Annotated in this window: 12 protein-coding genes; 6 read left to right on the forward strand and 6 right to left on the reverse strand. The window is 43.9% G+C overall.

The features are described from left to right. Positions 1-706: 706 nt before the first annotated feature. On the reverse strand, positions 707-1,546 hold the full coding sequence (locus ACFQI7_RS33455) for a hypothetical protein (RefSeq protein WP_218101932.1): 840 nt from the start codon (positions 1,544-1,546) through the stop codon (positions 707-709). 850 nt (positions 1,547-2,396) lie between these two features. Here ACFQI7_RS33455 and ACFQI7_RS33460 point away from each other — a divergent pair. From ACFQI7_RS33460 to ACFQI7_RS33475, 4 genes are read left to right on the forward strand one after another with little or no spacing between them, the layout of a single operon-like run. After that, positions 2,397-3,992, forward strand: coding sequence for a spore germination protein (locus tag ACFQI7_RS33460; RefSeq protein WP_218101931.1), 1,596 nt, complete (start codon positions 2,397-2,399; stop codon positions 3,990-3,992). A 33-nt stretch (positions 3,993-4,025) separates the two neighbouring features. Next, positions 4,026-5,171 (forward strand): Ger(x)C family spore germination protein, encoded by a 1,146-nt coding sequence (locus tag ACFQI7_RS33465; protein WP_268966853.1) that lies wholly within the window; start codon positions 4,026-4,028, stop codon positions 5,169-5,171. Positions 5,172-5,206: 35 nt separating this feature from the next. Beyond that, positions 5,207-5,449: a hypothetical protein gene (locus ACFQI7_RS33470; protein ID WP_218101929.1), complete on the forward strand. Its 243-nt coding sequence runs from the start codon at positions 5,207-5,209 to the stop codon at positions 5,447-5,449. Between the two features lie 36 nt (positions 5,450-5,485). Next, on the forward strand, positions 5,486-6,595 hold the full coding sequence (locus tag ACFQI7_RS33475) for a GerAB/ArcD/ProY family transporter (protein WP_218101928.1): 1,110 nt from the start codon (positions 5,486-5,488) through the stop codon (positions 6,593-6,595). 29 nt (positions 6,596-6,624) lie between these two features. Here ACFQI7_RS33475 and ACFQI7_RS33480 read toward each other — a convergent pair whose 3' ends face one another. Continuing rightward, on the reverse strand, positions 6,625-6,846 hold the full coding sequence (locus tag ACFQI7_RS33480) for a helix-turn-helix domain-containing protein (RefSeq protein ID WP_218101927.1): 222 nt from the start codon (positions 6,844-6,846) through the stop codon (positions 6,625-6,627). 637 nt (positions 6,847-7,483) lie between these two features. After that, positions 7,484-8,347: a hypothetical protein gene (locus tag ACFQI7_RS33485; protein ID WP_218101926.1), complete on the reverse strand. Its 864-nt coding sequence runs from the start codon at positions 8,345-8,347 to the stop codon at positions 7,484-7,486. 74 nt (positions 8,348-8,421) lie between these two features. On the opposite strand from ACFQI7_RS33485, the gene ACFQI7_RS33490 reads away from it, so the two are divergent. Then, positions 8,422-8,580 carry a toxin-antitoxin system YwqK family antitoxin gene (locus ACFQI7_RS33490; protein ID WP_230415474.1) on the forward strand — a complete coding sequence of 53 codons (159 nt, stop codon included), beginning with the start codon at positions 8,422-8,424 and terminating at the stop codon, positions 8,578-8,580. Between the two features lie 298 nt (positions 8,581-8,878). On the opposite strand, the gene ACFQI7_RS33495 is transcribed toward ACFQI7_RS33490, so the two are convergent. Both ACFQI7_RS33495 and ACFQI7_RS33500 read right to left on the reverse strand, forming a co-directional pair. After that, positions 8,879-9,139 carry a hypothetical protein gene (locus ACFQI7_RS33495; protein WP_218101925.1) on the reverse strand — a complete coding sequence of 87 codons (261 nt, stop codon included), beginning with the start codon at positions 9,137-9,139 and terminating at the stop codon, positions 8,879-8,881. Between the two features lie 194 nt (positions 9,140-9,333). Beyond that, entirely contained in the window at positions 9,334-9,810 is a 477-nt protein-coding gene (locus ACFQI7_RS33500) for a DUF3574 domain-containing protein (RefSeq protein WP_218101924.1), read from the reverse strand. A 125-nt stretch (positions 9,811-9,935) separates the two neighbouring features. On the opposite strand from ACFQI7_RS33500, the gene ACFQI7_RS33505 reads away from it, so the two are divergent. Beyond that, entirely contained in the window at positions 9,936-10,535 is a 600-nt protein-coding gene (locus ACFQI7_RS33505) for a TetR/AcrR family transcriptional regulator (protein ID WP_218101923.1), read from the forward strand. A gap of 822 nt (positions 10,536-11,357) precedes the next feature. Here the strand turns inward: ACFQI7_RS33505 and ACFQI7_RS33510 are convergent. Continuing rightward, positions 11,358-12,065, reverse strand: a complete 708-nt coding sequence (locus ACFQI7_RS33510) for an oxygen-binding di-iron domain-containing protein (protein WP_218101922.1) — start codon at positions 12,063-12,065, stop codon at positions 11,358-11,360. Positions 12,066-12,451: the final 386 nt, after the last annotated feature.

Here is a 12,451-nt window from a genome sequence, read left to right on the forward strand (position 1 = left end):
TGGCGGTGCCTCTAGGAAGGCTTTAGAAAACAATATTTTCCATCCACTCTGCCCCTGGTGTCAGCTACGCTGGTATTACCCCGTTATGGTGATCTCCGGAGCTGTATTATCGGTGCGTACGGCAGCGGTAAGCGGCTGTTCCATGTTGCCTGCGGCATCTACGCTCCGATAGACCAGCAATACGTCCCCTCCGTACTCAAAGTTACCGCATCCCGCCCCGTCTGCTGGGCACCACCATCTACCGAAAAATAGGTAGCCGTCACCTCGGATTCAGCATCAAGCGCCGAAAGAAGCATACTCTTGATCCATAACGAGACAGCCTATCGTTACGGCAGCCTCATTGTGGTGTGTTTGATTGCTCTAGCGTTCTCCGCTAGTTTAGTCATTCCGCTTGCCCCTACCCTTCTCGTTCACGCGTTGTCAACGGCATCAGGAGACGTTTCTTAGAAAATAAGGATAATCCCCTGATAGCCGTATTAGTTCTTTAAACTGCTCTGCCCAGTCAGTCTTTTATGCATTTGATCTTCGAACAGTATTGTATTAGACCGTCCCAACTCCCCCATAAGCAACCCTGACATTTCGAAGGTTGCTTTTTCATTATTGTCTCAGACGGGATCAACAACGTGCTTCCAGATGCAAGATGGGGGTATACCGATACGTTCGGTACATGCACCGATTGGAAACTGTTATCTTCATCTGTTAATTACTAGCGAGGCAAGCCAGGACCTAAAACAACAACGTCTACGATGAAAGCCAATATCCCCAGAAAGATCCAGGTCTTAGAGAAAACTGGCGTAAGCAGTTCGACAGGTTCACCCGATTTTCTAATCCGGATGAATGCGGCCATCCAGGCAAGAAACGCTTGACCGCCAAAGGAGGATGCCGCGGCGGACATCGCGACCAGAACCATGCCCACAGGGTTAAACAGCCCGGCGATTACACTCATGATTCCCGACACAAGATAAGGAAATATGGTTAAAGCTCTTCCTCTTCTCCGTCGTTCACCATACTCGTTTCCCAAAAATGGATCGAGCGTTCGTACACCATGTTTTAAAGTTGCGAATGAAATGACTGCGCCTATCAGAGTGAGAGCGGTTTTCCAAAAAACAGGGTTTGGAAGCCCTGTCACAAAAGCGTCCACATCGCCAAATCCGGCAAAAGACAAGGCCATCATATAACCCCCGCCGATGAAAAAATTCACATGGCATAGCAGCCAGAGAAAATATCGGGTATTGGACGAGGCGTGCAGCAGTTGTTTGGCAATGATAGCAACGACAATTCCTACGATAAAATTCATCAGAATGCCGGCCGAATGGATCAAACGCTGCAATCCGACCGTAAGATGTTCGATATTGTAGTCGGCATCCACACTTGATACATGCAAGAGTGATCCTCCCGACAACGCGGCCATCAAGGCATGCCCCAGAACTTCATGGGCAACCGAACAGATGAATTGTGTAAAGACTGCGATCGACGCGATGGAAAAGAGATTAATCCGCAGCTCGGGATTTAGATATACGTCCGATTGAGCCGTTGCCATATTCACCACAATTACCCCCTTCAAATAAATTATACATTCTGTTCTTCCCCAACCTCATTAAGTCTGCCGCCCTTTATGATCGCACATCATAATTCAACAGAAGAACTCGGTTCTCCGTGTTTTCTTTCTTCGAAATCCTACGAATGAGTCAACCTACGCGTGAATTCTCGTAATAGTTACGGCTTTGACTCATATTCAGGCCACCTAACGAGTACTTAAGACTGTTCACAAATTCAATATTAAAATAAATTTCTAATAAACGTTAGGGGTTTATTTTGTCGTAATTCCTGTAACCCATAACAATAAAAAAATAAAGTCCACCAAGGTCACTCGGAATCGGCTTGCCGTCCCGCTCTGATTGTCGCTGAACCCAGCCATATAAGCTACTCCCGTATCACCAGCATATATGGACATGTCAGGTCTTATCGTACGGCAAGATAATTATACATGTGATATCCAATTTAAAGTCTCGCTTCTTCAGACTTGTTCTTACCATAATCGATTATTCTGCTCACAAATGAATGATGCAAAAAACAGCTTTCTTAGCTCTCGCAAAATTTCCTCCGGACTTTGACGCTGCATAAGATTCGGATTGACATAAGCGGAGCGGATAATGGCGCTCTCATCGATCATGAATGTAGCCGGAACCGGCAAAATCCATTTGGAGGTATTGTTGTACTCCTCAAGATCTATCGTAAAAATGTTTAAGTTATAATATCCAACTTTCTACGTAGATCGCCGAAAAATCAAAATACTTTTCTAGATGAATAAATTCCCATACATATGGGAAATTTAACATTAAATCTGCAAAAATATCATTATTTCCATTGTATGTTTCTGGGGAGGGCGACACCTTATGAATCTGATCAAGCTTTTCAGGAAGAGGAGGGAACCCCTCAATCGTTCCTTAACCCAAGACGTGTTTCATGAATATCCGAAGAAGCAAAGCGACGAACATAAAGAGCCGATTTACCCCAGCTTGCTTGAAAGCGGAAATCGGTTAAAAGATATCTTCTCCGGATGTCAGGATTTCATTTTTCTTCCATGGCATTACGGGGCAAATCTTCAGTATTCGGCCATGGCCGTCTATTGCTTGTCGCTGGTCCAGGAAAAAAAGGTAAACTACTTTAAAACAATCATGCAGGATTTGGTTCCCCACTGTGTCGGACCTGCCGCAAATGTGACCCCCGAAGACGTGTTCAACTATTTCGAAAATCACGGAGCTTCTTCGGAAACCGCGCACATCATTGGGGATTTGGATACGGCGGTTCGTGATATTTTAGGAGGCAACGTCGTTGTCCTTTTCGACCAATGGGACAAGGCACTCAGCTTCAAAGCGATCACGATTCAAGAAAGACAAGTGATGGAAAACTTGACGGAGCCAGTTGTGAGAGGCCCGCACGAGAGTACTGTTGAAAATCTGATGAAAAATATCGGACTGCTACGTAACAGGTTGAAAACCCCTGACTTTAAACTGAATTTTTTAACAGCAGGGGGGAAATCTCAATCCGAAATTGCTTACGGTTATATCGAAGGAGCCGTCAACCCGGAAACGTTGGCTGAGTTTCAAAAACGGATCATGCAAGTTAAGGAAATGGAAATTTTGGAAACCTCTTATATCGAAGAGCTGCTTGAAGATTCTCGGTATACCCCTTTTCCGCAAGTTCGCATCACCGAACGGCCGGATACGGCTGTCGCTGCCCTCTTGGACGGGAAAATATTCGTGATGGTCTCCGGCAGTCCGAGTATTCTTATTTGTCCGGGTCTTTTCATGGAGTTTATGCAGTCTCCCGAAGACTATTACCAGAGAACGGTTTTTTCAAGCATGATCCGACTGCTGCGGTTTACTTCATTTTCCTTGACGGTTGTGTTACCGGCGATTTACATAGCATTGACAACGTTTCACCCTGAGTTGATCCCCACAGTACTCTTGCTTACGATTCTCAATACGCGCGAAGGAATTCCCTTCCCGGCTTTGTTGGAGGCGCTTATTATGAACTTTTTTTTGGAAATTCTGACCGAAGCGGGGGTTCGACTTCCACGTCCCGTCGGCTCCGCCGTGAGTATCGTTGGGGCGCTCGTTATCGGTCAAGCGGCCATCGATGCCGGCATCGCTTCCCCGGCCATGGTGGTTGTAGTGTCACTGACGGCGATCGCAAATTTCGCGCTTCCTCAGTACAATTTTTCCTTGACCGTCCGATTATTGCGTATACCGCTCATGCTCCTTGCCTCTATATTAGGGGTATTTGGGTTAATGATCGGGTTCTTGTGGATTATGCTGCACTTGATGAGTTTGCGTTCATTGGGGCAGCCCTATATGGCGCCTATTGGTCCAACTCGCCCCCGTCAATTTCGCGATGTGTTTGTTCGTATGCCTATGGATATCCTGCTGCGTTCCCCGCGAAATAGGCAACGGCATTATTCGTCCGCTTTAACGAAGGAAGAAGGTTGAACGGTGAGAGCATACGGATTCGCAACTTTATCCGTGTTGTTTCTTATTCTCCTGACCGGATGCTGGAATCGAGTGGAATTGGATGAATTTGCATTTGTTCAAGGCGCTGCAGTTGACCTGACGGAAGATGGATCGGAAATTGATATGACAGTCCAATTCTATAAGCCGACAAGCGGAGGAAAGAGTTCCTCGGGAAACAGCGAAGGCTCTAGCGATAGGTTCATCAATCTCAAAACAAGAGGCGCAAGCATATTTGAAGCGGTCCGCGATATCGCGATTCATTTGGGCAGAAAAGCGTCATGGTCCCACATGCGGATTCTTGTGATCGGGGAAAAGCTTGCTCAAAAGAGGGACGTCGGAGAAATCCTTGATTTTTTTACGCGGGATCATGAACCGCGCCCGACCATGGCCGTGATCATCGGCAAAGGCAGGGCCGACGCTTATTTGAAAGCCAAACCTTTTATTGAATCGAGCACGAGCCAGCAACTGCGGGAGGCGGAACGATTGTCTTATCATTATGCCGGAAAAACGTTGAACACCTCTCTTCGGGATCTGATGTTGGATCTCAAAAGCCAAACTGCGGTTTCGGCGGTACCGTACATTTCTTTTGACCGGAAGGATGAGTCGACAAATGCTTCTCTTACCGGCCTCCTGATTTTGAGGAAAGGAAAATTAATAAGCGAGGTTTCAGCCAAAAGAATCGGAAGCTTGCTCATGCTGATGGGTAAATATAAAAGAGGAATTCTCCAAGCGCCTTGTACTGACCCCAAAGCACCGGAGATCAGGAAGATGGAATCCGTTGAAGTAGAATCCGTCAAGACGAAGACCACAATTAAGATCAGAAACGATACAGCCGAGGCCCGCATCTCTATCAAAGTTCAGGGCTACGCTGGCGAGTTGCTTTGCTCTTCCATCAAAACGCCTGAGGAAGCGGCAATGTTTAATCAAAAAATGAAACAAACGCTCGAACAGGAATTGCATCTAACACTTAAGTTTTTACAAGTACGTAAGCTGGATGTACTGGGAATAGGAAATCGCATATTTCAAAAGGACCCGGCATTGTGGGCAAGCTGGAAACCGGATTGGGAGGAGCGCTTTGCCAAGCTTCCGATTACAGTTGACGTAGAGGTAAACGTGTTCAATACCGGTACAAATACAGGCGAGCATCTTGCAAAGTAATTTCAATCTCTATAGATGGATATTGGGGTATAACCATGATTGAGAAATTCACGCTTCTGCTTATTTTATATGCCGCTCTGTTTATTTATGATGGTCCGAAATTGAAAAATAAACGCCGTCGGATGCAGGTCGGGTACGGGCTGTTAATGATAGCCTCCGTGTATCTCAGCATCGATTATTTGTTAGATCTGCATGCTCCGAACCTGGACGATGTATTTCATTTCTTTTTTAAAAATGCGGTGAAGCACATTGAGGAAGCAATTAAACTTCCTGCTTAACGATCTGATTCCCGAAGGAAAGGGGGCTTGATGAAAATGCAAAAGCTGAATACGGTCAGCTCCTGGCAAATGACGGCACTCTTTACAGCCTATATAACCGGATCGGCGATCGTCTGGATTCCGGCGCCTTTGACCGGTGCTGCAAAAAATGCCGCCTGGGTATCGCTGTGGCTTGCGAGCGGAATTGGGATGTTGGTGCTTGCTTGTGTCCTCTATTTGCACCGGAAATACCCTGAACTAACGTTTGTCGAGTATAGCGAACTAACGTTTGGCAGGATGGTGACTGCAATCATCGCCGTTCCTTATTTAATCATGTTACTTCTCATGCTGTCCAATATCGTAATCGGTATAAGTCAATTCTTCAATAGCACGATGATGAGGGAAACGCCTTCCTATGTCTTCCACTTGTTAACCCTGCTTACTGCGGCCATGACCGTTCGTGCGGGAATTGAAGTAATGTCCAGAATGTTTATACTGCTTCTCGCCGCGGTATTTTTCTTCTCGTTCTCTGTTTTGCTGCTTTGCCTGCCTTCCTACCGTCCGGAGCTTCTCTTGCCCGTATTTCAGCACGGTTTCAAGCAAACCCTCTTCGGCGCTTATCAAACTTGGGGTTTCCCATACGCGGAGATTATCCTATTCTCAACACTTTTGCCGTTTGTCCGAAGGGATCAACGACAACATCTCGGCAAATTTATGTTTATCGCGCTGCTTTTCAACGGTATTTCTTTGTCACTGGTGATTCTATGCACCATCATGGCTCTAGGTCCGATGGCGGCGACTGTAAAGTTTTCCTTATTCGAGCTTGCGCGGCTGGTCGATGTCGCAGATATCATTCAGCGGATCGAATCGGTCATCAGCATCGGCTTGATCGCCGCGTCCTATATGAAGGCAACCATTGTGCTGTTTATGTTGAATGAGGCCATATCCAGGCTGCTTCGGCTACAGGACGAGAATATTCTGATCTTTCCGACAACATTTCTATCATTTCTTCTTACAATGACCATGTATCAGAACGAATTGGAATTTAACGAACGTGTAACTGCAGAGTGGCCATTAATTATCACATTGTTCGGCGTTGTTCCCAACCTTATGGTAATACTGGTAACCGCGTTTAAAGACCGGCGCGGAAAGATTCGCAAGGCATAAAATGCCATGCTCCAATTGAATGTTACTTGTTAAAATAATTTTCCCGGTACTGGCCGGGGTACAGCCTTCCAGCTTGCGAAATACCGGATAAAGTTCGCCGGCGTATTGTATTTCAGCTTCTCCACGATTTCCGCTATTTTCATATCCGTTTCAACCAGCCATTTCTTGGCCATCTTCATGCGATATTCCGACAAGTAATCGGGGATAAACTTCTGCGGTTCAATAGCTCTAAATATAATTAAAAATCCCATGGTGATGATTCTCTTCTGTTGCCTTCAGCTCCCAAGCTATTAATTTACAACTCAAAATAACCTGCTCCGCCAGAAGCAGGTTGTTTTTTTTCTGCTGTAATATATTTTTCGACTAAATGAGTAATTTACTCCTTCCATAACGACAGGTACCAGAATTTCGTTAAAATACATTCAAGAAACCATGAACCGCTTTATGACAATGGCTACGCCGTCATCCCTGTTCTTGCTGGCGGACGTAACGGAAAGAATATGCGCATCGACCCGCAAACCGACTCCGGAATGCTCTGTGAAGGTTGGATAAGAAACCATATCCCATTTGAAATCGGTTAATTTATCCAGGGCGGCGATTTCAACTAAACGCTTGGGCCCGTTGTATTATCGGGAATGGGATAATGTTCTTGTCAATTTCGGGAATGGGATAAAGTTCTTGTCACGGGAATTTGACAAGAACTTTATCCCATAAAAAGCAAAAGCCGCAATTTACGCGACTTATAATGGGACAATGTTCTTGTCACCCGACAAATGTCGGATGACAAGAACATTATCCCATAAATGACAAGAACCTTATCCCATTCCGACAGACGAAAACCCATCGCTAGTTGCGATGGGTTTCAATGGTTTCAATGCATTTTACTTCTTAAATTGTTTTTGATTTGTTAGGACATTTTATGTCGTTAATTATTTTTTCTAGCTCTATATTTCTTGATTCTTTTTTTGTGACTATCTGGACAACCTGTCGCTCATATACATTGGATTTGTGTCTAAAGATCATCTTTGGGATTCTATTTTCTATCATCCTTGTAACTTGATTCCAATCAGGAACGCGGTTTTGTTCGGATCCTTCTTTTGCAATTTCAAGCCATTGATAGAAATAATTTAAACACAATTCGGATGTGAATCGATTTACGATCCAATCAGACAATCTTCTGTTATCAAATTCATAAAGATTGGTGTGGTTAAACAGCTTTTCTTTAAAGTCATTTATATGTTTTTGGATGAGTTGAGTCGCATATTCAAATCCTTCATATGTTCTGCGATTTGTTTCATCCGCTCTTATCGAGGTATAAAAATGATCGGTCCGCAGCAATGTGTGTTTCCAAAATACATAGGCATAAGCATATGGACAAATTTGAGGAAACTCCCCTTCCTCCTGTTTACGGAGTTCTTGTAGGGTATGTAAACAAACGTGGTGATTAGCCAAATATTTTTTTCTGACATACCGGTCAATGGCCCTGAAGCATTGCTTATTTTCATCATATACGTGATCTTTAAACTCGTTACTTAAGGAGTAGTCTCTCTTGGTTATCATCTTCTTATGTTCACTGCTAGGAAACTTGGAGGTAATGGTTGCTTCGAAATTAAACATGTCAACAGAAACAGACCGAGGAATAAACAGTAGTCGATTTGTTTCTGTTACAACTCCCATTTCACCTGACAACCATTTCAACACAACATCGTCATTAATCTTTGCAAGGAAATTCCATTCTGCCCACTGTGTCAAAGTAAAATCGCCTAACGTATATCCGCACTTACAAGTAAAAGGGTCACGGAAAAACAATATGGTCAAAGGGAAAAATGATTAATGATAAGCCAGATGGCTTTTGGGAATGGTATCGTACAGATGAAACATTAAAGCGTTCAGGGTATTTTGACATGGGCGAGCCTGTTGGTGAATGGGTCACCTATGACAGCAAAGGCAATAAACACAAAACTACCAATCGTGATAATGAATAAAATGTCAGGGCTTTTGCTTATCCATTGCTGTGTGTAACCTGCCATTTAGCTTAATGGCCTTTTGAACAAACATTACAAATTCAAGTTTTTCTATCTCCTCGATTATGCACCTATGTTTGTGTCGTAAAACGATTATGCACCAATGTTTGTGTCGTGACCTCGCGACACAAACATTGGTGCTTTAAAATATAAAATCCCCAATTTACGGGGATCTCAAAGCACATATGTTTGTGTCGCCGGACATTTTTCCTTCGGCGACACAAACATATGCGCTTTCGCGACACAAACATATACGCTTTCACCGAATTTCAGTTAACCGTTTTGTTGAGGCACATTCTTTAACACTAATGTTGAGTTTAAAATTTCCAGCTGCCTTGTTGGTCTTCTCTATACTTTTATCTATTTCCCTCCATACATCCTGGGCTGAGAACTTGCCAGTAAGTTCGATCGTGTATTCCCCTCCTCCCGAACCGTCTTCATGAATGATCAGGTCCAACCGACCACATCCCGTGGTGACGAGAAATATGATCGCTACAATGAATATAGCATATTTTTTCATTTACCTTTGCGCTCCCTTCTGCAGGAAAAGTGAACATAAAACAAGTTTAAAGTGACGCAAAAGATGTTCTTCGGCGTCACTTTAAGAGTATAAGTATGATTATTGACTGCTTTACCTATTGCATCTTTGCTGCCTATAGTCATTTAATCAATAAAGGATTGATGAAGTATATGTACACGCCTGTCTTTATGATCTCATTCGATAAAATACATCTTGCCATCGACTTCGAGGGCTATCGAAGACTGCTCGAGATCCCCTTTCATCTGTTTCGCAAACGAGACGACTTGATTAACGGCCTCTTTATCCAATTTCTCGGCAAAGGCATACACGATCGTTACTTTTTCTTTGATCAATTTTTTGTCATTATCAACCCAAGCACCCGAGCCGGCGACAGCCGTAGCGCCGCCAAACCAATTTGAAAATTTCGTCAGCGCCTGATCAACGAACTTTTCATGTGCTTCATCGGTGATGGGAATGCTCCCTTTCACCGTAGAAGGAACGTAAATTTTGACCACATGACTAAGGTGATATTGACCGCCGAGTGCACTTCCAGTTATACTATCCGCATTGGAAGCTCCCTCGGATGCACTGAAAGATTGCTGTACCGGAGCGATCAAAAGAGTCAATAAAAATACAAAAGATAGTCCCCAAAACCAAATTTTTCTCTTCATTACTTGAACTCCTTTATTTTTGAAATTTCACATACCGACTAGTCGGTATGCATTGGAAACATTATACATTGTGGGTTTTATTCCAATCAATGGGAACTCAGAATTATAAAAAGGGGATTTATGGCATGGGAAATCAGCACCAGCAACAATCAAAACAGACCATTGAAAAGCTGATGAAGTCCGGGGTCGAGTTATTCTCTCTCCACGGCTACTCTAATACAAGCATTGAACAGATCGTGAAACATGCCGGTTACTCCAAAGGAGGATTTTATGCCCACTTCTCCGGCAAAGAGGAGTTCCTGCTAAAGATCATTAAAGAAGGCATTGATTTTTACTTTGAAGATTTGCTATCTGCTCTGAATCGAAAAGATCGGGACTTGCTGAGCAACTTTCAACAATACTCTTTACGCTTGCTCAATGAAGCATACGAAAAAGGGTCCTCTTCTTTGCTTATTCAAGGATGCATGATTTCCAATGAATTACCTCAAATCAAGGAGAGGCTTATTGTACAGATGGAGGAATGGAGACAATTCCTAACGCATTTTTTTCAGGTTATGAAAGATGAGGGGATTGCAGGAAGTCCATTGGATGCAAGAACCTTAGCAACAGCTGCAATGGCACTCTTTAATGGGATTAATCTGCAGCATTTTGTCGACGACAGAATTCGGTTGGAAGATATGTTATTGGTTATTATTGAACTTCTTCAGGTCCAAAAACATGACTAGATACACGGGTTGGTAGGAATTCAGCGCCGCGGATCGGCATTTATTCTATTTCGTCAAACTAGAATTTTACGTAATAGAAAAGAAACCTTGCTCTTGACAGGAACGACGATAATAAAGAGATTATAAGAAAACAGCTTCCCGATGAGATCCATGCCGCCGCCATAGGGGACAAGAACCACGCGATCCACGGCGTGAAGTCAGCACCAGTACCCCCAACTCGCCCGCGAAGGCCCACACGCCAGTACTCAACGACAGCAGGCGCCACCATAAATCGCGAGTATCCAACATGGCACGACGCCGTGATAGTGATACGCTAAGTCAAAGTCTCCTGATGCGGAAACCCGGGACCCATATGCCATTTGCCCGCCATATAAGTGTTGCGGAACGCTGCGAACTCCCGCTGCGACATTTTGTATTCATCCCCATATTCCTCCACCTATACTCTTCTGGAATCATTTGACCGCCCTGTGCTGGCGGACAGCCTGACATCTTATATAGAGTTATTATATCAACGTGCGTTATTCGAGCCTACGTAACGATTAAGTATATTGCCTTATGGGAGAATCGGGCCTGGAAGATCTGAGATTGAATCGCACGATAATAAAAGTAACTTTATTAATGCAAGGTGAAAGGATGATTTCAAGTTTATTACAAATTACTGTTCAATGAACATTTAAGAGGAGTTGTCCTTTTGGCAGCTCCACGCTATCGTTTCCCGTTAGTTGAAGAAGCATGTTAGACTTCGATAGCTGTGGTACCTTCTGATAAACATATGGATACATATGGTGATGGGGAGTAAATCTTTGCTAGTGCTAGCATACCTTACATTTCTTGAAATACTTTAATGAGTTCTTCAATAGCACTCTTACCGTCTCCCTTGTAAGAAGAGCCAGGCATAACAGCAAGTGTTTTAGGTTTTAGATCTGCTAGTTTACGTAGCATCTGCTCTGTGTGCAAGGTATAGGGAATATAGTTGGAAAATGGACCTTGTGAGTTGTGTAACACTTCTTTAAACCGATCAATTAAACTAGCCTCAGTGACTGGTTCTACATCACCGTTTTGATGGAACAAGTCAGAAGTGAAGAGAGTCCGGTCGGTCTCTTCAAAAAGCAATCCTGCATCCCACCCATGCGGGAGATGGGGTGTGCGCAAGTAACGGAAGCTTTTCTTCCCCGTACTGAATACCTCGTTGTCCTGAAGCGAACGAATAGGTCTGATAGCGAACTCCCCGTTTACCGCCGCCCCAACAATCCCGATTACAGCCTCAGCTTGAGGTGCAATTGTGAGCCATTCATTGAGTGCGCCACACTCGTCCGACTCGAAATGACTGTAACTAATCCAGCGCAATTGTTTAAGATCAATTAGGCTAGCAACTGCTTGACTGAACTGAAAAAAAAGTGATTTAGGGCCTGTATGGTACAAAAGAGGCTCCTCGTCTCGGACTAAAAATGCATTGTACTGGAATCCGGATTCCGTTGAGAAGATCGAAAGACGAAATACATCAGACTCAATTTCATCAATACGTGCCATAAGATTTCTCCTTTATCCTTACAGATTACTTTACTGGTTTGTTTATGATCATTCATTTCTTGTTTAGTACCGTGTAAACTCCCTCCAAAAGCTACCCGCCGAACCTTTTTCCAATAATCATCATCCTCTTTTTGTAATTAAACTAACCTGCCCGTCCCTCGGTTTTAAGCGTTTATCTCACGTATTCTCACTCATTCGTAGGATTTCATCACCATGTATTGCAGCGATCGACGGAAAAGTAAGCTGTTACCACTGTTGAAATCCTTTTTAGGGCATGCGGGAATAGAAGAAACGTTCTTGAACATTTCCCCAGGCGCTGTTATCTACTGCACGCTTCTCCACAAGATGCCCTGGATGTTTACCATCCCATGGCTCAACGGGTCGTT

The sequence above is a fragment of the Paenibacillus allorhizosphaerae genome, assembly GCF_042659105.1.
GTDB classification, from domain to species: domain Bacteria; phylum Bacillota; class Bacilli; order Paenibacillales; family NBRC-103111; genus Paenibacillus_G; species Paenibacillus_G allorhizosphaerae.

What these genes read in the sequence shown, in the direction of transcription:
- ACFQI7_RS33505 (WP_218101923.1), top strand. Translation starts at nt 9,936, where the DNA reads ATGGGAAATCAGCACCAGCAACAATCAAAACAGACCATTGAAAAGCTG.
- ACFQI7_RS33490 (WP_230415474.1), top strand. Translation starts at nt 8,422, where the DNA reads ATGATTAATGATAAGCCAGATGGCTTTTGGGAATGGTATCGTACAGAT.
- ACFQI7_RS33470 (WP_218101929.1), top strand. Translation starts at nt 5,207, where the DNA reads ATGATTGAGAAATTCACGCTTCTGCTTATTTTATATGCCGCTCTGTTT.
- ACFQI7_RS33475 (WP_218101928.1), top strand. Translation starts at nt 5,486, where the DNA reads ATGCAAAAGCTGAATACGGTCAGCTCCTGGCAAATGACGGCACTCTTT.
- ACFQI7_RS33480 (WP_218101927.1), bottom strand. Translation starts at nt 6,846, where the DNA reads ATGGGATTTTTAATTATATTTAGAGCTATTGAACCGCAGAAGTTTATC.
- ACFQI7_RS33500 (WP_218101924.1), bottom strand. Translation starts at nt 9,810, where the DNA reads ATGAAGAGAAAAATTTGGTTTTGGGGACTATCTTTTGTATTTTTATTG.
- ACFQI7_RS33495 (WP_218101925.1), bottom strand. Translation starts at nt 9,139, where the DNA reads ATGAAAAAATATGCTATATTCATTGTAGCGATCATATTTCTCGTCACC.
- ACFQI7_RS33510 (WP_218101922.1), bottom strand. Translation starts at nt 12,065, where the DNA reads ATGGCACGTATTGATGAAATTGAGTCTGATGTATTTCGTCTTTCGATC.
- ACFQI7_RS33460 (WP_218101931.1), top strand. Translation starts at nt 2,397, where the DNA reads ATGAATCTGATCAAGCTTTTCAGGAAGAGGAGGGAACCCCTCAATCGT.